This window comes from Paenibacillus sp. ClWae2A, from assembly GCF_032452295.1.
Taxonomy (GTDB): Bacteria; Bacillota; Bacilli; order Paenibacillales; family Paenibacillaceae; genus Paenibacillus.
The window spans coordinates 474,430-500,508 of sequence record NZ_JAULSQ010000003.1; the positions used below are offsets into that span (position 1 = coordinate 474,430).

The following is a 26,079-nucleotide window of genomic DNA, read 5'->3' on the forward strand; positions in this document are numbered from 1 at the left end:
TCCTGTCTGCTCATATTATTGAATTAGCCTGCTTCGGGTGAAGTCGGCTTTGGTTTCTTAATCTCCTCCGGATATTCTATCCTGGAGTGGAAGATACCCATCACCGTTTCCTTTAATGTTCTGGCGACGATATCCAGTTCGCGCATCGTAAGGTCACAATCATTGAATTGATGATCGTCCAATCGTCCTTTAATAATCTTCTCAATCATCGACTCCACTTGTTCCACGGTCGGTTTGCGTAAAGATCTCACAGCAGCCTCCACACTATCAGCAATGCCAACAATAGCCGATTCCTTGGACTGAGCCTTCGGCCCAGGGTAACGGAAATCTTCTTCCGTGAAATCAGGCTCAACGCCTGCTTCTTCCGCCTGGCGCAGTGCTTTGTGATAGAAGTAGTGGAGAAATGTCGTGCCGTGATGCTGTTCCGCAATATCCCGAATAGGTCTGGGCAGCTTGTAATCCTTCTGCATCTCCACCCCATCGCGCGCATGGGCAACGATAATGGATTTGCTCAGTTTTGGATCAATTGAATCATGCGGATTCTCCATATTGTTCTGATTCTCAATAAAATAGATGGGCCGCTTCGTCTTGCCAATATCATGATAATACGAACCCACTCGGCAGAGCAATCCGTTAGCTCCTATGGCTTCTGCTGCAGCTTCGGACAGATTCCCTACCATAACGCTGTGATGATAGGTACCTGGTGTCTCCGTCAGCAACTTGCGAAGAAGCGGATGGTTCGGATTGGACAGCTCCACCAGTTTGAGCGCTGACAAAATGCCAAATGAAGTTTCGAAAAATGGCATCAGCCCAATAACCAGAATCGCAGTCAGTACGCCACCAGCAAATGCAAACCCAACGCCGTACAGTGTCGTGGTTCGATTCCAATCTCCCGAGTCAATCAAAGCTAGGGTGAAGACGGCAATCGACCCGAACAGGCAGACCATAATGGCCCCTTTCAGAATCGTTGATCGCTGGCTAGCCCGATGAGTTGCAAAGATGGCAACAAACGAAACTACCACGGCGAAGAACCCTAATTCGAAGTCAAAAAGCTGACCCTGATGCGTGTTCAAAATGATGCTGGACAACATACCGATCAATATCGAACATACAAAGGCAAGCGACGTATCCAGCAACAGCGCAATTAACATCGCCCCTACCGCAACAGGTGCAAGGAAGCCCACATAAGACCTCTCATTGGTTTGGATAATCGCCGTCACATGCATAACCACAATCGTAATAATAAAAATGAGAACAAGCATCAACAGCTGCGCATTATTATATTTGAAATGCGTTCCGCTGCATTGCTGAATATACATCAGAATTGCTGCTGACAACAGGCAGGAAAACATAAGAAGACCAAGCTGCGGCCAGTAGTTCACTTCGTTTTTCAGCAAATCATTCTCATCCAGCAAAGTATACATCTCCGGGGTGATCATCTCACCTTTGGCAACTAAGGTGTCCCCTTGCTTGATAAAGACGGTTTGCGTGTTCTCACGCGCCTGAACTTTCGCTTCCTTGGTTCCCTCTTCATCGTAGAAGCGGTTAGAGGTCACCACGAGGCGGGCAAGCTCTTGCACGACCTCACGTTGCGTACGCTTACTAAGAGAGCTGACACTCACCATCTCGGCTACTTTGGCACGGGCAGTAGTTGCATCGCTGATCTGATCCGTCATTAACCGGGCAACAATATCCCTCGCAACTGGTTTCATCTCCTGGATATCATCCGATGTCAGACGCGAGATTTTGATGTAGGTTTCTTCGGGAATACGGTAGCTTTGCTCCTGTACCACATTTCTGATCTCTTCCAGTAGAGTCTCGGAGTATGTACCGGCTTTCCGATTATTATTGATATAGTTGGTCACAAAGTCCTTCTGGCGCTGCGGAATTTCATCCCGATAAATATCAATCTTGTCCTGACTTGAAATCTGATCATCCTGATTTAATCGATCTACACGATCAAGCAGGGTAGTCATCAAATTTTCGTTTCGCAACTGGACAATCTGAAATATCGGCTGTACCCGTTCAGCAGCTTCTTCCTGTGCTTTGAGCGTGGCCTTGTTATTCGGAATCTGCATGGGCGCAGCAATGTCCACTTCACTCCGTGTCCCTTCCTGAATATCATAGCGCTCAGGGAGCAGCTTGGAAGCCAGACTCACGTAGAAAAGAATCACCAGAAACAAAAACAGAAGATAGCGTGCCCACACGCTATACTTCCATCCTGTAGCCTTATTCTGAAAAGATTTGCCTTTTGACGGTTCCTTCGAGGTCACTTTAGACAATCCCTTTCTATGCTTGATTTTCTGCGGCGTGGTTGTAAGCCACGATAATTTTCTGGACAAGAGAATGCCGTACAACATCTTGCTCGGCAAAATAGACAAATCCAATCTCGTTAACTTCATTCAAGATCGTATTCGCTTCCACAAGCCCGGATTTCTTACCACGCGGTAAATCAATCTGTGTCACGTCTCCGGTGATGACCATTTTGGAGCCAAAACCAAGACGGGTTAGAAACATCTTCATCTGTTCCGGCGTTGTGTTCTGTGCTTCATCCAGAATGATGAAGGAGTCATCCAGCGTACGCCCCCGCATGTAGGCGAGTGGCGCGATTTCGATTAACCCTCGCTCCAGTGCCTTCGCGGTCTGTTCCTGTCCCATAACGTCATACAGGGCATCGTACAGCGGTCTCAAATACGGGTCTACCTTTTCCTGAAGATCACCCGGCAAAAACCCAAGACTCTCTCCTGCTTCAACAGCAGGCCGTGTGAGTACAATACGTTTGACGCTGCCTTCTTTAATTGCCGCAACAGCCAGTACAACAGCAAGGTAGGTTTTACCCGTACCGGCAGGACCAATGCCAAATACAATATCACGTTTTTTAATTGTAGTTACATAGTGCTTCTGTCCAATGGTTTTAACACGGATTGGTTTACCTCGGTATGTCGTCGTAATCTCACCCTTGAACAGATCCAATAGCTGGTCTGCCCGCATATCCTTGGCAAGTTCAATCGCATACTTCACATCTCTCTCGGTTAACACATATCCATTGCGTATCAATTGCAGTAACACATCAAATAATTGTTCAAGCGATTCCACCTGCTGTACGTTGCCAAAAATTACAATCTCCGCTTCACGGGATGCAATCTGGGCGGGAATCTCGGATTCAATCAGTTTAAGAAAAGTATCTTGGGGTCCAAAAAGAGATTGGCCCTCTCCCGCACTCTGGAGGGAGATTTGTATGCTGCGTGTTTGCTCTGACAAATATCCTCATTCTCCTTGACTATGGACTAGCGGAAGTTCTTCCGCAATGCTTTCTTCTACTTCAAATAAGACTTTCATATAAACTTTACCATTCTCTTTCTTCTCATGCAAAATTTTTTCACTTATAATTTTCGTTCCTTTGCCGTTTTTGGCGATAATATCGTTTCTTGCTCCTTCCAATCCTTTCGTTCTGGCCCATTCTATCGTCTGTTGTTGCTCATGCTCTCGGGTCTCCAAATCTTTCTCTGTCAGCCAACCCATGGGAAGTGTAAAGGATCGCCACGTCAATGGTCTATGATTACTCTCAGTATCAAATGAACTGAACGGTGTACTTCCGTATCCCCACAGTTGGATCGCCCAATTCCCCAGCACCATGTAAAAACGTTCTTTGCTCTCACCTGTCATTGTATTATGTTTTTGCACTAGCGGAACCTCAATCTGATACTCACGCCATACCAGACCACGAACTTCGCCTTTGGCAACAATGGTTTTGGTGTTCTCCTCATCCCCGAGAATCCCCGAGATCAATACCTGACCCTTTTTGACACGCATGTCCTTCTGAACAACAGGGCGTCCCTGCTCCGCATAGATTTGAGTGACAACAGCATCTGACTTGCTGATCAGATGTCTGGGGTTCAGTAACGGCTCGCGCTTTGGTTGCGCCGATTCTACGATCTGAATGGTAATGGTTGTCCCCTCTTTGCTCACGCCAATCCAGGTTACATCCGGCAGAGCGAGTGCAAGCTGCCTGGAGAGCTTGTCTTGGCTTTGCAAACGGAACCCCCATTGCAAAGGATATATGCCCTCTTTCTTCGCTGCTGCAAGCACCTCGTCGGTGGGAATGGTGACGTTACCCTTGACCTCCACACTCCATACCATAGACGACAACGCAAACAAAGCTGCCACAAAAAACAGCATTCCCCCTAGAAAGAACTTCCTACGTAATAGTCGAGCTGCAAAGAAGGGGAAACCGCTGCGATGGGTCACTTTCACCCTGCAGCCTGTCCGTTTCAACACAGGACGCAACTTGAAAAAATGCGGCAGCAGAATGTTCATCTCTGCCACGCGTCCATCGTGAGCACGCAGGTTCCACACTTCCAGTCCCTGCTCTGCCACCGTGTTGATCAATGTTTCAATGTCTCCCCCAGTGACCGTGATTCGGACTGCTCCCCGCAGTTTGTACAGACTGGGCTGCTTCATCCGTTCCCCTCCACTCCATTCATATGAATATCCAGAATCGTTCCTTCAACAGCTACTTCATCCGGCAAAATGTTACGTATCACCAAGGCAGTTCCTTTGATCTCTAACTGGCCTTGGGAAAGAGCCAACACGATGCGATCCGGGGTGAAATGGATGACACCGCGATGATTCTCTATATACAGTTGCTTACTGCCGATCAGGGTTAACCGTGGCATATCATAAAGCACATCCTGCGGCAGATCCAACACTTCACTGGTCCATCTGCGCAGCTTGCGGCTGATCCGGGTCATTCGAAGGTCTTCCCCCTTCCTCTACAGTTCAACTTATGCGCAGATTCATGAATTTATGAAAATTCCGGGGCGTGTTAGGGACAAATCTTGAGAAAAAAGGATCGAACACAGAAAAAGCCGTCTCCGGCGGCTTCATGCTCACCAGAGACGGCTCTATTTCCGTCTAGCAACTTAACTTGTTTACAGTTTCCCTCTTGTACCAAACGGTTGCTTGGAACGTGGGGAACCCAGTACTTCTGCCCATAATACACCTGTGCGAATGTCCGCCGGACGAAGCGGAGACACTCCCGATCCATCGGTGCTGGTCTCATCCCAACTGGAATCAGACACAACTGGCCTATTCGCAGAAGAGATGCGATTCAAGCGTTCTTCGATCAAACGCTGCTGTTCTTCCATGCCTCTCATCTGTTCCTCAAGTGAATTTGCCATCGCACTCATCGTGCCCTCACTTCTGTAGTCACTTGCGGGGCGAGGAGATGCAGCAGGCTCCGAATATGGCTGATCATACTGATTCTCATATTGCACGTCATCATACCGATCGTCATACTGTTCATCATAGCGGGCGTCTGCAGGTCCGGAAGACTGCTGCGGAGATGAATTGTCTCTTGAACGTTCATCCCGGCCTGAATCACCACTGCCTCCAAACGTAGGCATCCCGTTGGCAGGACGCTTTTTGTTCGGATCAGCCGATTTGGCAGCTTTCCCCAAGAAGGAGAAGAGTGCAAAACCGATGACGGCCACAATATACAGATTATCAAAAATCCATTCAAATAGGCCCATATGCACTCACCGCCTATCTTCCGTTTTTGGAATCACCCTGATCGTTGGAATTCGAACCTTCACCAGGTTTTCCCAATGTGTTACGCATTTGAGTATCCGCTTCAATGTTCTTCAGGTTCATATAATCCATCACACCGATTTTACCGTTACGAAGTGCCTCAGCCATTGCGAGAGGTACTTGGGATTCGGATTCAACAACGCGCGCTCTCATTTCCACTACGCGTGCTTTCATCTCTTGCTCTTGGGCTACGGCCATCGCACGACGCTCTTCCGCTTTTGCTTGAGCGATTCGTTTGTCAGCTTCTGCTTGCTCTGTTTGCAAGAAGGCACCAATGTTCTTACCTACATCAACGTCCGCAATATCAATGGACAGGATTTCAAAGGCAGTGCCTGCATCCAGACCTTTGGACAATACGGTACGAGAGATCAGATCCGGATTTTCCAGGACGTCTTTGTGAGAATTGGAGGAACCGTTCGTACTTACGATACCTTCGCCGACACGGGCGATGATTGTTTCTTCACCAGCACCACCGACGAGACGGTCAATATTGGCACGAACCGTAACCCGTGCTCTAACTTTAACTTCGATACCATCTTTGGCTACCGCAGAGACAATTGGTGTTTCGATAACACGTGGGTTAACACTCATTTGTACGGCTTGTAATACGTCACGACCTGCGAGGTCAATCGCAGCAGCACGTTCAAATTCGAGTGGAATGTTCGCACGTTGTGCAGCAATCAGAGCGTTTACAACACGGTCAACGTTACCACCGGCCAGGAAGTGACTCTCCAGTTGGTTCATTGAAAGTTTAAGACCCGCTTTAGTTGCTTTAATCATCGGATTTACGATACGGCTAGGCGTTACACGTCTCAGTCTCATCGCTACCAATGTAATAATACTTACTCGTACGCCGGATGCAATCGCTGAAACCCAGAGCATAACCGGGAAAAAGCTGAAGAATACGCTCAATACGATAATACCTACTACCGCAATGAGCAAAATCGTAATCGTAGATGTGTCCATTGTTTAATTTCCTCCATTTGCAATTTGAATTTAATAAATACAGTCAGAGAAGACATTCATGAGTCCGCTGCCAAATTAAAGAGTGCACCACCTCGCTAGCAGCAGCGAAGTGGTTATGTACATTGCCGAAGGGTTAATCCACTTCGACAACAGTGCGAGTTACACCGGCAAAGCTTGCTGAACCACAATCCGGGTACCTTCCGCTTTAATCACAATAATCGGTGTATCAATGGGAATGAAGTCTCCGTCGGTAACAACGTCAATTCGTTCCCCTTCAAACATCGCTGTTCCAGAAGGACGAAGCGGTGTCAGACTAATTCCTTGCAGACCAATCAACTCTTTGCGTTCCGTAGCTGATGAATAACCCCGATCCGCAGACATGCTGTCACTCAATATAAACCGATTCCATATCCCGCGATCTTTAAAGATAATTGAGATGATCGCAATGACTACCAGCGCTGCTCCAAAAGCGATACCCAGAGATACAAATGCATCACTAGTATCATAAGCAGCCCTTACAACACCCGCCACAAGCGCAATTGATCCCAAAATCCCCAGAATACCAAAGCTCGGAATAAACATCTCCAGAATCATCATGATAAGTCCGACGGTAAATAGCACCCATGTCTCTGCTCCGGCAAATCCCGCAATGTAATTACCCGAGAAATACAACACGAAACACACGATACCTACAATACCAGGAACTCCAAAACCAGGAACAATCAATTCAATGATCACACCCGCAATTCCGAGGAACAATAACACAGTCATGACAACCGGATTGGTAAGAAAAGAGGAGATATTCTCCGCTGTCGTCCGTTCAACCTTAAATACATCATCCTGACTGTAACCGAGCCAAGCTGCCGCTTCTTCCGGTGTGTTGCTGATGTGGTCGGCATAACCAACTTTCAGCGCTTCTTCAGCCGAGAGAGCAATAATTTCACCTTTTTGCTTGGTTTTATTGATCTCCGGCATTTCCACGACCATGTTAACATCCGTCATTCCAGCTGCAATCTTGCTGTCACGGCCACTGATTTCAGCCGCTCCCTGCATTTTACTTTTCCAGAATGCAACAAGCTTTGGATCATCAACATGTTTACCCGTACTGTCCACCATTGCTGCCGCACCAATCATACTACCTGGTGACATTACGATCTTATCTGCATTCAGAGCCAGGAAACTCCCGGCTGAAGCAGCATCTCCACGGACAAATGCAACAGTCTCAATCGGACTGTCCTTGATCAGGGTACCCAATGCTTCTGCAGTGTCGACACGGCCTCCCGGCGTATTGATATCAAGAACGATCAGGCCAGCGTTCATCTTTTCTGCTTCCTTGAACCCGCGTTCCATGAACTTGCCAAGCCCCTGCTCGATTGGTTTATCAACCGGAATAATATATACGGCGCCACTCTTCTCAGCTGCATGCGCTGACGGTGATCCAATCCAGACAGGAAGCAACAGCGTCAGCAGCATTAAGAGCATCAATGGCCCCGTAAGCTTCTTCCGGCGCTTTCCCTTCACAATAGTCCCCCCTTTTCCATTAATGTTATACTGTCCAGCTTATGGTATTTATTACGTGCAATGCAACATTTCGTTTCAAAATCTTAAAATTATATTTGAAAACTTGATCAATTGCAAGAATATGAATCCATAATAATATATATTAACCATTAAAAAGAAATTTTTATTTCGCAAGGACATCATGCCCTCTGATAAATGGAAAAAACACCTCCTGACAAGTCAGAAGGTGTTTATTGATTTGCTTTATTGCAGAAATTGTTGAACTGCTTGATTTACCAGTTTGCCGTCCGCTTTACCTTTAACTTTCGGCATAAGGGCCGCCATGACTTTCCCCATCTCGGCTTTCGAAGAAGCACCGGTTTCCTGGATGGTCTGCTGTACAATAACTTTAATTTCTTCTTCGGTAAGCTGTGTGGGAAGGTACTGGATGAGTACTTCAATTTCCGCTTTTGCATTTGCCGCGAGATCTTCACGGCCCGCTTTGTCAAATTCTTGGAGGGCATCTTTGCGCTGTTTGATTTCACGACTCAGGATATCAAGCACTTCGTTGTCATCCAAATCTCTTTTCAAATCTATTTCAAGATTCTTGATCGTCGAACGAATCAACCGAATGTTGGAGAGTCTGAACTTGTCCTTACTCTTCATCGCTTGCTTCATATCTTCGTTCAATCGTTCGCTAAGATTCATGTAGTTAAAATCCTCCTAAAACTTTCTCTTACGAGCAGCCTCGGACTTTTTCTTGCGCTTTACGCTTGGCTTCTCATAATGCTTACGTTTCTTCACCTCAGCCAATACGCCATCTTTAGCGATGGAGCGTTTAAAACGACGAAGTGCAGCATCAATAGTCTCGTTTTTGCGAACTTTAGTTTCAGACACCAGTTTTCCCTCCCTCCGACCAGACCGTCCAAGAGCAATAACACGGTTCATCATCTTACATTATAGGCGAAAGATAATAAAGGTGTCAACCTCAATGTAATGATCACTTATTTGAATCCATTTCATAACTCAAAGGTATTATGAAATGGATTCATTATATAAGCATTTGGTCACACATTCATGGATTTAATGCATATGACTAAATCCTCAATAGTAGTACCCATCAGCTCGTTTATTTGTGAGAATCGGACAGACTTGTTAACACGCCAAGCCTGGTACCACCCAACAAATGGTAATGCAGATGATGAACGGTTTGTTCTCCATCCTTACCACAATTGTTGATCAAGCGATATCCTGTTTCCTCCACACCAAGGCGCTTGGCCGCTTCTTGAGCAGCCAGATGAATCTCACCGATCAGAGGCAGATCTTCTGCGGTAACTTCATTCATCGAAGCAATATGTTTCTTCGGAATGACGAGCACATGTGTCGGTGCAGCGGGCTGGATGTCATGAAACACGATAACATGGTCATTCTCCAGTACTTTATTGGAGGGAATGGTGCCCTCTACAATTTTGCAAAATAAGCAATCCATAGTTCATACCCTCCTTTGTATTCCAATGTATGTATTCCCTTCTATCATACTTGAAGTAAAAACCCACGTCCAATCTCTAGGCACATAACCAGGTAATCTAGGGCAACTCTCCATCTATCATCGAGCCGAATACTATACAACAATGGATGTATTACAGACCATTTTAACGAAATATGGTTTTATCACGCACTTTTCCCGAGTAAACAAATATGTATAGTTAATGAACGCAAAAAGGAGATTGGTTAATTTGACCGTTTATCAACATGTACAGGAACTTATAGGTAATACGCCTCTGCTTGAATTAACTCGTTATCCATTACCGGAAGGAATCCGTCTATTCGCCAAACTGGAATTCATGAATCCTGGAGGAAGTGTGAAAGACCGGATCGGCAAGTTTTTATTGGAGCAGGCCTTGGCACGAGGAGATCTTAAGCCAGGTGGAACGGTGATTGAAGCTACCGCAGGTAATACAGGAATTGGTCTTGCAATGGCGGCTGTAGGCCTGCATTTAAATGTCATTTTCACTGTACCTCAGAAGTTCAGCGTCGAGAAGCAGCAATTGATGAAAGCACTAGGTGCTACGGTCGTGAACACCCCCACATCAGAAGGAATGACTGGTGCCATCCGCAAGGCGGAATCACTCGCGAGAGAAATACCAGGTTCGTATATTCCAGGTCAGTTCTCCAATGCGGATAACCCACTCGCACATTATGAACATCTGGGCCCTGAGATTTGGCGTGATCTGAACGGGCAGGTGGATGTATATGTCGCCGGAGCCGGGTCTGGCGGAACTTTCATGGGAGTGTCTCGCTATTTGAAGGAGCAAAACCCGTTAATTAAAACATGTATCGTAGAACCCGAAGGTTCGATTCTCGCAGGAGGTCCATCGGGACCACATCGGACAGAAGGAATAGGGGTCGAAACGTTATCTTCTTTTATGGATGTGAGTTATTTTGATGCCATTCATACGATCTCAGATGAAGATGCCTTTGAGCGGGTCAAGGATCTAGCCTTGTTGGAAGGCTTACTGGTAGGAAGTTCCTCAGGTGCAGCTATGCAAGCCGCATTAAACGAAGCCGTTCACGCAGCTCCCGGAAGTAATATCGTCGTTATTTTCCCGGATAGCAGCGAACGGTATTTAAGCCAAAATATCTATAATGGAGGACAGTGAAATGAGACCCAAAACAAAGCTGATTCATGCAGGAATTGTTGGTGATCCACATACTGGGGCAGTGAGTGTACCGATCTATCAAGTAAGCACGTATGAGCAGGAATCGGTTGGCGTACACAAAGGATACGAGTATTCACGAACAGGCAACCCTACCCGTCATGCGCTGGAAGAAATCATTAAAGAGCTGGAGGATGGCGTTCGAGGTTTTGCTTTTAGTTCGGGCATGGCTGCAATTCACGCTGTACTGTCTCTGCTGAAAACTGGAGATCACGTCATTCTAACGGATGATGTATACGGCGGAACCTATCGCATTTTCACCAAGGTGCTGAATCGTCTGGGGATCGAGTCTACCTTTGTAGATACCACCTCCCTACAAGCACTGGAGCAGGCTTTGCAATCCAATACAAAGGCCATTTATGTAGAAACACCAACCAATCCGTTACTCAAGGTCACCAATATTGCTGCTGTAGCGAAATGGTCGAAACAACATGAATTACTATTCATCGTGGATAACACGTTTAGTACGCCTTATTGGCAAACCCCGCTGGCTCTGGGGGCAGATATTGTACTGCATTCTGCAACGAAATATATCGGTGGTCATAGTGATGTCGTGGCAGGACTTGCGGTTGTCAACAGCGAGCAACTTGGTGAAGATCTGCATTTTATTCAAAATGCAATCGGCGCAGTCCTGGGACCTATGGATTCCTGGCTGTTAATGCGAGGTATTAAAACATTGGGATTGCGGATGGAAGCGCAAGAACGCAATACAGAGCAACTTGTGACATTTCTGAATCATCATCCAACAGTGAGCAAAGTTTATTATCCCGGACTGCCCGACCATCCGCAGCACAAGCTCGCTTCCATGCAAGCGAGAGGATATGGCGGTATGGTTTCCTTTGATGTAGGAAGTGCCGAGAAAGTAGGTGAGGTGTTAAGCAAAGTCCGTTATTTCACATTGGCTGAAAGTCTTGGCGCGGTGGAAAGTTTAATCTCTGTACCTGCCCGAATGACGCATGCCTCCATTCCTTATGAACGTCGGCAAGAATTGGGGATCACGGATGGTTTGATTCGGATCTCCGTTGGGATCGAGGATGTTGAAGATTTACTTGAAGATTTGAAATCTGCATTAAGTTAAGGACATTTTGAATAAAGTCCACGCTGGCTGATACTTGTGAATGGGGAGTTGACGATTTTCTAAGGAACACAGGACGTCTTATTTGATGTTCAGGCTCTCATTTGAAATTATAAGAAACAGCAGGCACGTTATTTCCCGAAATAACCTCAAAAAAATGCTGAAAGCGGCTCTTTATTCGGTTATAACGTGTATCTGATTCCTTAAAATTTTGCGGGCGCTTCAAAACCTTGAATAAGATGCCTGAGATTCGTCAGCGCTCACATCATGCTCTGCTCTTCTAATCGCGGGCAAGAGGACAGCATCGATCCCACCCGAAGTGAAGCTTTTTATCAATAGAGAATTAAAGATTTTCGGTGTCCTGATCGTTTGCTCGCACATAGGCACGTTCTCGCATATTCAGGATGCAGTACTCGTCTGCTGTGGACACGTTCAGACCAGCTTCTGTTTTCAGCAGGTTTAAATACACGCTATGTGCCATCCGTTCATCATCGACCTTACACTAATTAGGTTCAAAAAAAGATCATGCCTTACAGAAGTTCGCTTCTGCACAGGCATGACCTTTTGGAAGTTCGGTATGTTGCCCGTTGTATTGCAACGACTGTCGCGATACATCAGGCTGAGACTCCGTATGTGATAAGACTTCCCTATTCATGATGTACGGTACCTTGAATAAAACATCCATCCTCAGCTTGTTATTTTCAAGATTTTCATAGGATGCCCATAGGGTACATAAGAATGTGTCACTTGCAGTTATGACTGTTTTTTCTAATTTCAATAGTACGGTAAAAGGGTTAACGCTGTAAGCGCAAATAACGGGAGCACCAGTCGGTTAAAACGTCTACGTCCATAACCATAATACGGATAAGGAGTAGGGTACCCGTATCCTGGATAAAATCCGCGAGTATGACCTATCGGATAGTTCGCTCCCGGCATTGCATTTGGAGCCCAATTCGCATGATTCACCATGGCTTCCGGTCCAACGGGAACAGCCAGGTAGATCATTTCGTCATCCACATTTTCCATAATGCCATCGTAGTGCATACCGTCATTCATCTGTACACATACATAACGGTGCATGTGTTCCTTGCATAATTTCTTCGCTTCCACCTTTTCCACTTGCCAACGCCTCCCTGATTCTGCTCTTGATCACCTTTTCATGGTATTCAGAACTGGGCGAATTGACACTACCGACGGGAAAACACAAAAAAAGAAGCACCCCGTGAGCGGCTTCCTTGGAAGTCTGCTGCGCGGACATCTATTCAGGAAACGTCCTGATCAGATGTCCGCCGGGGTACTTAAATAAAGTTTGTCGGCTTAACTGTAGTATAACAGCGGGATGAACCTGTATCTGTGATGTAACTCACTCCGCTATGTTATAAAAGCAAGAAAAGAAATATTTTTACAATAATCATATTCGGTAATATTCAGTTACTGGGACTAAAAGAGCTTATATCATTTATATTGCTGGGACTTGGGTAGAGAGAAGTGTAATGCTTCCCTCTTTTCTCCACGTCCTGCCGTTCAAGCGGTAACAGATCGCGTCTTCAAACAGACAAACATCCGCACTATATTTTCAGCATTCTGGTCCAAGCCCGGATTATAAGCGGATATACATCATACACGTTTCCCTCTATAGGGTCTCCAAGACCACACGTGAGCCGTTTCCAGCCTCACCTGCCGGGATCACCACAAGCTTGCGCGGCAAGCGTGCGCGCAGTTCAGGCACGTGACTGATTACACCGACAGCCAAACGGTCGTCATGCAATTTTTCCAGAGACGTAATGACGGTATCCAACAGCTCAGGGTCAAGTGTACCAAACCCTTCATCCAGGAAGAAGAATTGAAGTGGGTACTGACCTCGCAGTTGAATCTGGGCTGACAGTGCCAAGGCCAGTGACAACGAAGTCAAAAACGTCTCGCCACCTGACAACGTTGATACCGGTCGTTTGACTCCCCCGTTGGCATCATCACAAATCACAAAACCGCCACCGGAATCCACCTCCAGTGAATAACGCTGTTTGGTCAAGAAACGCAGACGCTGAGATGCCGCATGACTAACCTGCATCAGTTGTTCTTCGGCAATATACTCGACAAAAGCATTGCCTCTGAACGCTGTTTGCAGTTTGCTGAGCAGTTCGCCTTGACGGCTTACCTCCACCCGCTTGTTCTCCAGTTCGGTCCAGCGAACATGTCGCTGCTCCACATCCTCCAGATCACGTTCTGCGCGTGCTTTGGCACGAAGGGCAGCCTCGTCCTCAATTCGGACCTGCTGCAAACGTTCGGTGCAGGCTAACCACTGTTCCTCAGATACGACAGCACCACCCAGCTTTTGTTCCAGTTCACGCAATTGGGATGCCAGTTCACGCTCACGTTCACGGTGCTGCTGAATCTCCCCTGCCAGTCGTTCCGCTTCCTGGGAAGGAATCGCCGCGGATACAACAGCATCATCCGAGTCAAACGGGGATAGTTCCAGCAATTGCCGCCAGCGTTCCTGTGCCTGTTGCAAATGTTCTGCGGCCGAGACAGCTGCCTGCTGAGCCATGACGTCTTTCTTGGCTGACTCCTGTTTCAGCGTGTCCGCTTCTTTGAAGCGCTGTGCCGAGTCCGCAGCTGCTTTCCGCAGTCCATCCAGACGAGCCTGAGCCGCAGCAATCAGATCTTCTACCCGCTGCTCCCCGACCCACTGGCGCAAGCGTTCCTCCTTCTCGGCCAGCTGTTTGCTATTGCCCTGCCACTGCGTTTGCCACTGGATCAGTTGTTTGTCCAATTCTACCAGCTTCTGCTGGAGAGATTGGATGATCTGATCTTTTTCCTCAAGGAACGTTACGCTTTTGTTCAGACGTTCCTTGATGTCTTCGGCGCGCGCATCGCGCTCCTGCATCGTCTGATAGAGGGCCTTGGCCTCCTCCTGAGCGATGCCCGGCAGTTCCGTGGCCCAGCGGCCCTGCAAGGCAGTCGCTGCAGCCTCGCTCTCGGCCAGCTTGCGCTCCGCCTGGGCGAGCCCGGCACGGCCGGCCTCCTGCGCAGCTGCCGCTTCCATGCGGCGCTGCTGCGCGCCCACAGCCGCCTGCTGCAACGCGGCGGCTTCGGCCTGGAGCGGCGCTGCTGCGCCAGCCAGCGCCTGCGCGGCTTCGCGCAGCGTAGCGGCACGCGATGCCCAGCCTGCCGGGGAGCGCCCGTGTTCGGGCGCCCCGGCGGGCTCGGGCTCCGCTGCCGCAGGCGCGGCCTCGGCTGCAGCCGGAGCTTCGCCGGCCGCAGCGCCAAGCTGCGTCAGCAGGCTGCCACGTTCGTGCAGCTGCTGGCGCAGCCCAAAGCGCAGCTCCTGCAGCTCCGCGTGCAGGCTGCGCAGCAGTTCCAGGTCCGCATCGGCTGCGTGCGGACCTTCTCCCGGCGGCGCAGCCGGGAGCGGGTGATGCGGCGAGCCGCACACCGGGCATGGCTCGCCGTCACGCAGCTCGGCGCGCAAGGCGGAGGACAGCCGGTGCAGCTCCTGCTCCCGCATCGTGCCACGCAGCTGTTCCTCCGCAAGGGCCAGCAGGCTCTGTTCGCGGCTAATATCCTGCTCACAGGCAAGCAAGGCCTCAAGACCTGCTGACGCCTGTTCTACCAGATGCTGACGCTGATCACTCAGGCGTTTTTCTTCCTCAGCCGCCGTCTTCAGCTTGCCGGCTCCCTGTTCTGCCGACTGCTTATAGGCTTGCATGTCAGCTTTGTTTTGCTGCAATTGCTCCGCAGCAGTATCCACACGATGTTTCAGTTCAAGCGCAGCCTGAAGTTGCCTGCGTTCCTCTGACTTCACTTCATTTGGCTTGAGGCTCTCCTGTAGTTCCTCACGCCGTTTGCGCCCACGCTGCTGCAGCTCCTTTTCTTTCTCAAGTTGCTGTCCCAACGCAGTCTGTTCGCCCTGCCCCTGTTCCAGAAGCTGCGCGAGGCGCGAGCAATCGGCCTGAAGCCCGTCCCGTTCCCGTTGCAGCTCTTTTGCTTGTTCGAGTTGCTCCAGTCGCAGCAAAAGTTTCGGTTCTTCCTCAGTCATTTGCTTGCGTGCCGTCTCAGCCTTCTCCGCTTCCTGAACAGCCAGACGCTCATGTTCCAACGCTTGCTGATGAGCTGTCTCTGCCGCAGCCTGCCGTTGCTTCTGTGAAGCCATAGCATCTCGAACCGTCTGCAAAGCAGGAAGTATTGCATCTGCCGCAACAGATTGTTTCAGCCGTTGTTCGTCTGCCTCTACCTGTGGTTCCAGAGCTTTCAGCTTCTGCTGTTCATCTGTACGGGCCTGCCGTTCGTTACTTAACTCACGGATTTTACCCAGTTGTTCAGCTTCCTTAGCAGCTTCATCCAGCGCTTTGCGGGACAATTCAGACTGCTGAACAGCGGCTTGAAGAAGACGTTTCGTTTCTTCCAGCGTCTCCTTGCTGGCATTGCCCAGTCCCTGTTGTTCCGCAGCAAGAGATTGGTGAACCATATCATTATCCTTGACCCGCCGACTTAATTTGATGGCCAACTGGTCCCCATACTTCTCCAGATGGAATAATCGTTGCAGCATCTGGCGACGTTCACTGCCTTTGAGTGACAAAAACTCGGCAAACTTTCCTTGCGGAAGCACCACTGCCCGTGTAAAATCATCCATCTTCAAACCGATCACATCTTCAACGCAGCGATTAACATCTGCCAATTTGTCGGCAAGTACCTGTTCTTCGCCATTCACCGTCTCTATGAATTTGCTGATCGTGTTACTCACCGACACTTCATTATTTCGTTTGAAACGTCGTTCTACCCGGAACCTTCGAGTGCCTTCCGCCGACATCAGTTCAAATGTAAAAGCAACCGACAACGAATCCTCTGCATGATTCATAATGCCTTGCGTCCCGTTCACAGCGCGTTCCACTTTTCCGTACATGGCGAGTGTGATGGCATCGAGCAAGGAAGATTTACCACTACCCGTTGGACCGAAAATACCGAATAGCCCCGTCTCTGTCAGCACGGTAAAATCAATCTCCTGCATCTCCCGATAACTTTGCAGTCCGGCAACTTTTAATAGAATCGGCTTCATCTTTCCTCAACCTCCTCACGCACACCCGGCTCATCTTCATCGACAAGTTCCAGGAAAAGCTGTACCAGACTGTCTTCCGGTTGTGCGCCACCGGTCTGACGCTGATAGAACTTACGGAACAGTTCATGTACAGGTAACTCGGATCGTTGCTCCAAAAGTCCTGCTGCAGCCATCTCGGGATACACCGGGCGAATATGGATGATACCTTCATGTGATTTTCGCAGCTGCTGAATCTCCTTCAGAGACATCGCCTCGTCCAGCCACACTTCCATGTCGATAAAAGCCTGCGGATCACGTCCCTCGTCCAGCCAGCGATATACCTCAGCCAGACCACCACGCGCCTGCCAACGAACAAGCGGACGCCCGGACGTTAACAAAACTTCCTCCACCTGTGCTGCTCCACCCGGTGCCAGATCAACCATCGTGACAGACTTACTCTGCCCCGCTTCGGAAAAGCTGTAGGCCAGGGGAGAACCGCTATATCGAATCACACCGTCTCCTTTGACAGCCTGTGCACGATGAAGATGTCCGAGCGCCGTGTATTGCGCACCAATCGATAAAGACGAAGGGTCCACCGTGTAAGCCCCACCGATCTGAATCGGACGTTCCGAATCACTCTCAAGTCCGCCGAGCACATAGATATGGCTCATGGCCAAGTTCACGGTATCCGGGCGAAAAGAAGCTGCCAACCGCTGCATTAACATCCCCACCCGTTGACTGTATGCCTGACGAAGTACATTTTCGTCCCCATCCGTTGTCAGCAATTCATTCAATCTGGCTTCAGAAGGATAAGGTAATGCCGCAATCTGTCCAGTCTCTCCGGTTCGCTTTGCATAGATGGTCACCGCTTCTGAAGTAGGCATCCCTACGAGTGTAATGCCCTGTCTGTTCACAAGTGGCGTTACAGAAGCTACACGCTCTGGCTGATCATGATTCCCTGCAATCACCACAAGAGGTCTTCCATGCTCCGTCAGACGCGCTGCTGCTTCATAAAAAAGCTGTTCCGCCGCTGCGGGAGGATTCACCGAATCATACACATCTCCGGCCATCAATATGGCATCCGCCTGCTGCTCATCAGCCACCCTGACGAGTTCATCAACGAAATCTTCCTGTTCACGCAGTCGGCTTCGTCCTTCCAACGTTTTTCCCAAATGCCAGTCCCCTGTATGCAAAATACGCATCGTCCGTTCCACCCCTCTCCCATATGAAATCCATAGTTTTAAATTCCGATCCAGTTCTTTTACAATTTCACTGCATGTCCACCATCAAAAAAGTACAGCCATTTCCGGTCAACTTTCCGACCTAATATATCTTCGATAGCCCGTCCATACAGATCCAGCTGGAAGCTATAATTTTTGGTGAGTTCATCCAAACCACCACGATGCTCCAACACCCGATCCGTCTTGTAATCAAGCAAGACAAGCTCACCGTCCACCTCATACAGACAATCGATAATCCCCTGTACAAGCACGGTTTCATCTTCAATTGATGCTTGCAGTTTGCTATCTTCATTTATCTTAAGCATATCTGAGTTCGCTGCCCGTTCATGTAACCACTCCGCAGGGGACTGATGTGCTGGAAGTCCATACACAAACGGAATCTCCCGTTTCACCCAAGCTGCACGCAACAGCTCTTTCCCTGGTTCTGTATCGAAAAATCCGACCAGCTCTTCCGGTTCGATAACCTCCGCGTGATGGGACAGCAAAATTTGGAGCTCCACCAATCGCTGAATGGTCTGCTCAATAAGTTGTGAATTAATGGCTGTTCCATCTATAGGAAGATGCTGCATCAACGTATGATACACGTTCCCCCGTTCTGCTCCTGTCAGTTGTTTCTCTCCCATAAATTTGGGACGACGCAGATGCATTTTGAAAGACGTACCCGCAGATCCCGCATCCTGAACGTTCACTTTACCGTTTGAATCTAACCCTGATCCAGTCTCATGCTCGTTCAATTCACTGGATATGCCACGTAGTACATGGCTTGCTTCATCTTTGGTGTGATTGATTCCTGGCGTGTTGTAATCCAATAATGCCGCCGCGGACTGCTCTCCCAGTTCCTCCATGACCTCTACCGAGTGGATATCCTGCATCGCAAGTAACGTTTTCAACTCCGTGACAGATGTACTGGCTGCCACCTGAGTTGCTGCTTCATAGGGATATGTCCACGAAAGCCGTTGATCAACTTCGCGAATCAGCCGTGTCTCTTCTTCTTGAAGGGCTACTGTATCTGTACCTGCATCTTCAATGTTTTGGTTAGCCGTATCTTGTGCACTCTTCGTCAACTCTTCTACTGTTGAGGATGGAACCAACTTCACAGGCTGAACCGCTTGTAGTGCAGCAATTCGTTCTTTCCGTACCTCAGTCATCACGTCTTCTTCTCCGTGTGTCTGATCCACTACATGATCACGGGATACCTGATCGGCGGAAATAATAGAAATCGCCCAGCGTGATTGATCATCTGCAAGACAGGCTGAGAACGAATCATTGCTTCCAGCAAGTTCACGCAGAACAGCCGCATCTGGATGTCTCATCAGGGATGGTCCAATCCAGTCCAGGTAACTCCGTCCAGCAGCCAGCAAATAGTCTGGCAATGCCAATTCAGGGCTATCTTTGACCTGAGACCACGCCAGCGCTTTTTTCGAGGCATCTTTTACAGTACCTAGCAAAACCATTTTCTCTTTGGGACGGGTCAACGCAACATACAGCACACGCATCTCTTCAGCAAGCAGTTCAAATTGCGCACGACGACGAATCGCCAGATTGGCTAGTGTAGGATAGGCAACCCGGTTCTCACGATCCACAAACCTCGGGCCAAATCCCAGTTCCTTATGCATTAAAAACGGTGCGTTCAGATCCTGCTGATTAAACATCTTGGATATGCCACCGACAAAGACAATCGGAAACTCCAAACCCTTACTCCGGTGAATCGTCATGATCCGTACGGCGTTGTCCTGCTCACCAGAACTACCTGCTACAGTCCCGAGGTCTCCCCCGTTTTCCCGCAATCTTGAGACATAGGTCAGGAAACGGAACAAACCGCGATTTGCAGTTGATTCCTCATATTGTCGTGCGCGATCATACAATGCCTTAAGATTACTTTGACGTTGCAGTCCTCCGGGAAGACCACCAACCCAGTCTAAATACCCGGTTTCCCGATACATACGCCAGATCAGTTCACTTAAACTGCCTTGTCTTGCCTCAAGTCTCCACTGCTCCAATTGACGCATAAAGCGAATTAACTTTTGCTGTAACTCCGAGCCTGAGATCTCCGTTATGCCCAAATCCTCACTTGCATGTCCCGCAACACCAGCATCTTGCATTCCATCTGTATGCAATGTAGGCACATCGGATTCATAGACATCATCCAGGATTTCTGCCTCGACTGAAGCTGCTGTCTCCCGCTGTCCCTGTTCCATCTCTGACCAGGCTTCCGGCCACTGCAACTGGACGATATTGGTATCAGGATGATTATCCTGCCGGGATTGTTGTACAGCATTAGTGGAGGAATCGCTCCACTCTCCAGCAGCCGATATAACCGCATCATAGAATGACTGTCTTTTGTCACCAAGCCGAATCTGTGCCAGTTCCTCTTCATCCAGTCCGACAATCGGGGAACGAAGCACGGAAGCGAGCGGAATATCCTGTCTTGGATTATCAACAAGCTGAAGCAGAGACATCATGATTTCCACTTCTGTAGCCTGAAAATAACCCTTGCTCTGTTCTCCTCCAGCAGGAATTCCCTGCTGTCTGAATTCCTCAATCATGAGCGGGGCCCACATCAAGGTTGAACGCAGCAAAATGACCATGTCACCGTAACGTGCCGGGCGCATCGTTTGCAGGGCTTTGTCATATACATGGAGGGCAGGTTTGTCTGTATCCCCAACCATCTCACGAATACGCCTTGCGATCGCCCGTGCTTCCAACTGGGCCGTCTCAAGTTCGGCACTCTCCAGTTCTGCGGAGACCGATGCATCCCCATTCTCATCCGTACTCTCTGTCAGATCAGGACCACCACCCTGACGATCGATCAGCATGATTTCAGGTGTATAAGCCTCATCACCAAGCGTTTCTGACGGGAACGTAGCCCCGTATGCCAGTTGAGCTCGTTCATCGTAAGCAATCTCTGCCACACCTTCGTTCATGAGTTGCCGGAATATCATATTGACCGAATGCACAACTTCTGCTCGACTGCGGAAATTCCGCGCAAGATCAATACGTTGACCTGTACGACTCAGATGATTTCCCACCATTCCGTCCTCACGTGTGCTCGCTCCATATTGACGATACTTGTTCATAAACAGACCTGGCTCAGCCAACCGGAAACGGTAGATACTCTGTTTGACATCACCTACCATGAATCGGTTACCCGGGTTTTCTCTGGAGATCAGTCTCACGATATCTTCCTGAACTGTATTGGTGTCCTGATATTCATCAAGCAACACTTCATCAAATCGCGAACGGTACTCCATAGCCGCATCAGAAGGCATTGACAGTTCAGGCGTTGAATCCTCATGTCGCAAAATGTGAAGGCAATAATGCTCCAGATCACTGAAGTCAACTTGCCCACGTTCCTGTTTGGCCTGTCGATAACGTTCTCCAAATGTACTAACCAACCTTGACAACTCCTGCATGAGTGGTGCCGCCTGCTCCAGCTCCTGCCAGAACGAAAACGCAGTTCTTCCGAAAAGTGAGCCTTTCAGGTCGGTAACTGCCTTTTTCGCAGCCTCCCGAAGTTCCTTCACCTGATCCTGTAAAGCCGGGTCCGTCTGATCTTTTTTGCAGGGTTTCAGTTTGCCAAATGCAGCGGGTTGAAACACTTCAGGCAACCTCTCCCATGGCATAACCTGGACCGCAGACAATAGCTCTTCTACCATCACCAGGTCTTCTTTTAACGTATCTGCATAAGGTGCCGGACCTTCAGGCTGCATGGAAATATGGATGCCTTGACGAAGCAGTCCTGCCGCACCACTTAAAGCAAGAGCCGCATCACGCAAAATACTCTGAACCCATGCTGAATGTCCAAGCGCCTCTACACTTTCCACCTGAAAAGCGGATGCCATCTCGGAGAGCCAATGATCCGGCCAGGAATGACTGCGGGAGAAATCATATAATCGTTGCACCAGTCGATGCATGGCATCATCATTTCGTTCTCCACTGAACCAGTCCACCAATTCGCGGAATGTACTACCTTCATCTTCTTCGCCATACTTTTCCTCAAATAGTTCTTCGAGTAGTTCCTGGCGCATGATTTCCGCTTCGTTTTCATTCAGGATACGGAAAGCCGGGTTCAACGGAATTTGCTGATAGTAACGGCGAATGACTTCCATACAGAATGAATGTAGCGTTGTAATAGATGCCCGTCCAAGCAACGACAGCTGCTTACGCAGATGCTCTTCTCCAGGCTGTTCTTCAAGCGCACGTTCCAACGCTTCCCGAATCCGTTGTTTCATCTCGGCGGCGGCGGCTTTGGTAAATGTAGCTACAAGCAAACGATCCACACTGTATCCTTGGGAGGGATCTGCGATCTTGCGAATAATTCGTTCAACCAGTACGGCTGTCTTGCCTGATCCCGCCGCTGCGGCAACAAGGATGTCTTCTCCGCTTTCCGAGATGGCACTCCACTGGTCATCACTCCAGAAGCTACCCTCCGGTTTTGGCATATTCGTCATGATGTTTCCCCTCCCTTGGTGTGAGATAACATATCCCAGATTTGCTGTTTGCCCGGTTTGGACAACAGTTTGTATTCATTTCCTTCTATATTCTCATCAAACTGACATACAGGCTTATACGGACAGAATGTGCACGCCACTTCCTGCTGAATACGATAAGGCTCGATGGCTACATCCCCATCCGTAATTCGGGTTCCAATCTCGCGGATATTACTGCGAACCGAAGCAAGCAGCGTATCCCATTGCTCTGGTGTGGCTACAGCGGCACTGCTATAAAAGCTTCCGTCCGCCTTAAGGGCAACTGGAATAATAGCTGAATACCCCTTATCCAGGGTGTTGTCCATTTGAGCGATTGCGTCCCGATCCGCCAGCAGCAAACCTTTCATTTTGAACCGTTTCAGCAGTTCTTGTCCGGCCTGTTCCGATGTCATCCCGTTTGCAGATTGCAACAGCGGGTTATGCACATGGAAATACAACGTTCCTCCCGGCATCGCCGTTTCCCCAAGCCATTCCTCGGCAGCACTAAGCAGCACCTCCAGATAGGTGAGCATCTGCAACGACAGACCATAGTACACTTCATGAAGCTTGAGGTCCGTCTGACTTGATTTATAGTCAATGACACGCAGGAGCAGACCATTCTCTCCTTCTGCGACATCTACACGGTCAATACGACCCACAATTTCCATCACACAGCCGTTCTCCAGTTCAAAACGGAGAGGGGGGAGCGGTTTATCCGGTCCAAAATCAAGCTCCAACCCAATTGGTTCAAAACTTCCACGTCTGGACTGTTCACCAAGAATAACGGATGCACGACTAACAATGTCCTTCAATTTGCGGAAAATATAACCGTATCGCTTGGTGCTTAGCAAAATTTCCCCTTGCAGCTGTGGTGCAATCTGCTCCACGGTCTGCTCGGCTTCCTGGCGGCATTGGTCTGGGGTCAAGCTGCCCCAACTACGATTTTCTTCACGCAACCGCATAGCCAGCTGGCTTAGTGCTGCATGAAACAGTTGTCCGATATCAGGAGCCTGCAGGCGGTACAATTGCCGTTCTTTGAGGCGCAGCCCGTGTGAAGCAAAATGGGAGAACGGACAAGCAACGAACCGCTCCATACGCGAAACACTCGTCCTTACCTCTGTGCCATACAGTCTGCGACTTGTGGCTGTCCGTAGTGGCAATGCCCGATTACGATAAAAGATCGATCCCATCAACCGCTCCAGCTGAGGTCTGCTTGTCTCCCGAGATACATGCCAATTGTAGACCGCCCACCACATTTCAGGGATGTCTTCTCCGCGGCGCCATTTGCGCAATTGTCCAATGAGCGTAGACAGACTCTGTCCTGGGTGGGTGACATAGGACCAATGCGCTTCTTCCGAGTTCGCAACCGGCGGTTGAGCGAGCAATGGCTGTTCTTGCAGACCAAACATTTTCCGTACATGGCGGACAATCTCGGAAGGAAGCAGTGTTTTCCCCTCATCATCAGCAACCGGGTAACTCAGCCATAACTGGCTGCTTGCCGCTGTAAGTGCCGTGTAGATCAGAAAACGTTCGTCCAGCATTTGCCTCGTTGCACCTGGTCCAAGCGCCACGCCTCTTTCTGTCAGCAACGATCTTTCCAGCTCTGTTAATACACCATCATCCTGAGGTACGGCGGGCAACTCACCATCAACTGCACCAAGGATAAATACATATTTGATGTCCTGGAGACGTGTACGGTCCATCGAACCAACCAATACCTGATCCAGTGCTGGTGGTACCAGACCCAGTTTCAGTTCGGTCAATCCGGTCTCAATCATCCCGGCAAACAGCGTGATATCCAGCCGTTCATTCCCCATCATATCTACCATCTGATCCAATAAATCCAGGACAGCTCCCCACATCTGCCGATGTTCTCTCGACCGTTCGGGGTCACCCTGAGCCTTAGCTTCAGCAGACATGTGTTCCAACTTCCAGGGGATTTCGGCATCTTCCAGCAGTCTGTATAATGCCTCGCATTGAGCTTTGGCTGTCTTTGCCTTTTTCATCCGTTTCTCAAAAACACCCAAGGAATCTGTAATGACCGTTCGGCAGTTCTCCATTAAAGAAAGCATCTGGTCCCGTCCTCGACTACGGCCATCCTGACCGTTATCTTCCAGTGATAAGCTAGGAACATACTTCCACGGTTTGCCGTCAGTCCAGCGATATCCATGAATACCACAGGCCAGTACATAATTCTCAAGCTGGTCCATATCTTCACGGGTGATGGAACCATCACGCGGAAGCAACAGATCCGTTTTGACACAGCGAAATACATCCTCGTAACGCCAGTGGCGCCGAACAATATCAAGTGCGGAACGGATAAACTCGGATAATGGATGATGAAGTTCATTTCTTCTGCGGTCCAGAAAGACGGGTACGTCATAATCCCTGAATAACGGTTCAGCTATATCAGCGTAGGTATCCAACTGACGAACAAGTACCGCCATATCCCGATAACGCGCACCTTCGTTTTGCGCCAGGCGCCGCATCTCACGCAGTGCTCCCTCCATCTCAGCTCGACGGTTCTCCGCTGCAACCAGTCGGATTCCGGAATCACGGCCATCACTTTTCCACCGAATTCGGCGGTCGAAACCAGCCTCCAGATGAGCAAGTCCCGGACGATCCTTGTATCTCGGTGGAATCTCCGAATCTAGCACGGTTATATCGCTCGGTACACCCAGTTCGTCAGCCATTCCTTTCAGACGCGCATAGGCACTTGCCGTAGGATAGAATAGTTCCAGTTCTCCAGGCAGTGCGCCATGATCATAAGGACGATCCAATGTCAGTGCAATCGTCACGGAAGAGGACTGCAACATCAGCCGACCAATCACACTCATCTCCTGTGGCGTGAATCCCTGAAAACCATCAATCCAGATCTGGGCATCCTGCAGCAATGCACTTTCCGACAAACGATCTGTCAGCTCGGTCAACGTATCTTCATCATCAATATATAAATTGGTCAGTTCCTGTTCATAGTCACGATATATCAGATTCAAGTCATGCAACTTGTCCTCCAGAATTGGCGAAGTGGATGAGGTATTCCCTCCAGACAGCCCTTCTTCCAGCAAAGATGGATCAACTTCATAACGTTTAAATTCACTATATAAATCATTTAATTCGCCTATAAAACCCAGCTGGCTGCCGGATGCACCAAACAGCTTCAATTCTTCTTTACGGCGCTGGATGACTTTGTAGAGCAGCATCTTTTTGCCTTCGGCTCCGATTGGAATACGAGCAGAACCGCCTGCCTCCTGCATTACACGATAGGCTAAACGGCGAAAGCCGAGCACTTCTGCACGCATGGTACCTTTAATTGCTCCAGAAGACACCAATGCCTGCTCTGTTCGAAAGGAACTCTGTTCGGGAACGAGTAAAATTAAAGGTTTACCTTGCGGCTCCTTTTGAAGCAGGGTTGTAATTTCCCGGGTAATCAGCGAGCTTTTACCGCTGCCTGCCCGGCCAATAACAAAACGAACGGACATGTCTAATC

18 protein-coding genes are annotated in these 26,079 nt (G+C 49.0%); 2 read left to right on the plus strand and 16 right to left on the minus strand.

The window, feature by feature from the left end; genetic code table 11:
- Positions 1–23: 23 nt before the first annotated feature.
- The 10 genes from QVE09_RS13400 to QVE09_RS13445 all read right to left on the minus strand — a co-directional run bounded on the left by QVE09_RS13400 (position 24) and on the right by QVE09_RS13445 (position 9,544).
- Complete coding sequence (locus QVE09_RS13400) at positions 24–2,273, minus strand: HD family phosphohydrolase (RefSeq protein ID WP_315937155.1); 2,250 nt, start codon at positions 2,271–2,273, stop codon at positions 24–26.
- Positions 2,274–2,289: 16 nt separating this feature from the next.
- Entirely contained in the window at positions 2,290–3,261 is a 972-nt protein-coding gene (locus tag QVE09_RS13405; protein WP_315937156.1) for a PhoH family protein, read from the minus strand.
- A 6-nt stretch (positions 3,262–3,267) separates the two neighbouring features.
- Positions 3,268–4,461, minus strand: a complete 1,194-nt coding sequence (gene yqfD, locus QVE09_RS13410; RefSeq protein ID WP_315937157.1) for a sporulation protein YqfD — start codon at positions 4,459–4,461, stop codon at positions 3,268–3,270.
- Positions 4,458–4,751 carry a sporulation protein YqfC gene (yqfC, locus tag QVE09_RS13415; RefSeq protein WP_017687241.1) on the minus strand — a complete coding sequence of 98 codons (294 nt, stop codon included), beginning with the start codon at positions 4,749–4,751 and terminating at the stop codon, positions 4,458–4,460. Before yqfC ends, yqfD begins: the two co-directional genes overlap by 4 nt.
- Positions 4,752–4,931: 180 nt before the next feature.
- Positions 4,932–5,531 (minus strand): hypothetical protein, encoded by a 600-nt coding sequence (locus QVE09_RS13420; RefSeq protein WP_315937158.1) that lies wholly within the window; start codon positions 5,529–5,531, stop codon positions 4,932–4,934.
- A 13-nt stretch (positions 5,532–5,544) separates the two neighbouring features.
- A complete protein-coding gene (floA, locus tag QVE09_RS13425) occupies positions 5,545–6,555 on the minus strand; it encodes a flotillin-like protein FloA (RefSeq protein ID WP_315937159.1) in 1,011 nt (336 codons plus the stop codon).
- A gap of 159 nt (positions 6,556–6,714) precedes the next feature.
- Positions 6,715–8,037, minus strand: coding sequence for an NfeD family protein (locus tag QVE09_RS13430; protein WP_315937374.1), 1,323 nt, complete (start codon positions 8,035–8,037; stop codon positions 6,715–6,717).
- A 282-nt stretch (positions 8,038–8,319) separates the two neighbouring features.
- Positions 8,320–8,763: a GatB/YqeY domain-containing protein gene (locus QVE09_RS13435; protein WP_017687237.1), complete on the minus strand. Its 444-nt coding sequence runs from the start codon at positions 8,761–8,763 to the stop codon at positions 8,320–8,322.
- A 15-nt stretch (positions 8,764–8,778) separates the two neighbouring features.
- On the minus strand, positions 8,779–8,952 hold the full coding sequence (gene rpsU, locus QVE09_RS13440) for a 30S ribosomal protein S21 (RefSeq protein ID WP_005547957.1): 174 nt from the start codon (positions 8,950–8,952) through the stop codon (positions 8,779–8,781).
- Between the two features lie 232 nt (positions 8,953–9,184).
- The gene (locus QVE09_RS13445) at positions 9,185–9,544 is read right to left on the minus strand and encodes a histidine triad nucleotide-binding protein (protein ID WP_017687236.1); all 360 of its coding nucleotides are present in this window, start codon (positions 9,542–9,544) and stop codon (positions 9,185–9,187) included.
- A 220-nt stretch (positions 9,545–9,764) separates the two neighbouring features.
- Here QVE09_RS13445 and QVE09_RS13450 point away from each other — a divergent pair, with 220 nt between their 5' ends.
- A complete protein-coding gene (locus QVE09_RS13450) occupies positions 9,765–10,715 on the plus strand; it encodes a PLP-dependent cysteine synthase family protein (RefSeq protein WP_397387035.1) in 951 nt (316 codons plus the stop codon).
- Between the two features lies 1 nt (position 10,716).
- Positions 10,717–11,850 (plus strand): bifunctional cystathionine gamma-lyase/homocysteine desulfhydrase, encoded by a 1,134-nt coding sequence (locus QVE09_RS13455; protein ID WP_315937161.1) that lies wholly within the window; start codon positions 10,717–10,719, stop codon positions 11,848–11,850.
- A 340-nt stretch (positions 11,851–12,190) separates the two neighbouring features.
- Here the strand turns inward: QVE09_RS13455 and QVE09_RS13460 are convergent, their stop codons facing one another.
- The 6 genes from QVE09_RS13460 to addB all read right to left on the minus strand — a co-directional run bounded on the left by QVE09_RS13460 (position 12,191) and on the right by addB (position 26,071).
- Complete coding sequence (locus tag QVE09_RS13460) at positions 12,191–12,328, minus strand: hypothetical protein (protein ID WP_315937162.1); 138 nt, start codon at positions 12,326–12,328, stop codon at positions 12,191–12,193.
- A 293-nt stretch (positions 12,329–12,621) separates the two neighbouring features.
- Complete coding sequence (locus tag QVE09_RS13465) at positions 12,622–12,927, minus strand: hypothetical protein (RefSeq protein WP_211175679.1); 306 nt, start codon at positions 12,925–12,927, stop codon at positions 12,622–12,624.
- 553 nt (positions 12,928–13,480) lie between these two features.
- A complete protein-coding gene (locus tag QVE09_RS13470) occupies positions 13,481–16,900 on the minus strand; it encodes an AAA family ATPase (RefSeq protein ID WP_315937163.1) in 3,420 nt (1,139 codons plus the stop codon).
- A complete protein-coding gene (locus tag QVE09_RS13475) occupies positions 16,897–18,081 on the minus strand; it encodes an exonuclease SbcCD subunit D (RefSeq protein ID WP_315937164.1) in 1,185 nt (394 codons plus the stop codon). The genes QVE09_RS13470 and QVE09_RS13475 overlap by 4 nt, the downstream gene beginning before the upstream one ends.
- 59 nt (positions 18,082–18,140) lie before the next feature.
- The gene (addA, locus tag QVE09_RS13480) at positions 18,141–22,571 is read right to left on the minus strand and encodes a helicase-exonuclease AddAB subunit AddA (protein WP_315937165.1); all 4,431 of its coding nucleotides are present in this window, start codon (positions 22,569–22,571) and stop codon (positions 18,141–18,143) included.
- Positions 22,568–26,071: a helicase-exonuclease AddAB subunit AddB gene (addB, locus tag QVE09_RS13485; RefSeq protein ID WP_315937166.1), complete on the minus strand. Its 3,504-nt coding sequence runs from the start codon at positions 26,069–26,071 to the stop codon at positions 22,568–22,570. Before addB ends, addA begins: the two co-directional genes overlap by 4 nt.
- Positions 26,072–26,079 lie beyond the last annotated feature (8 nt).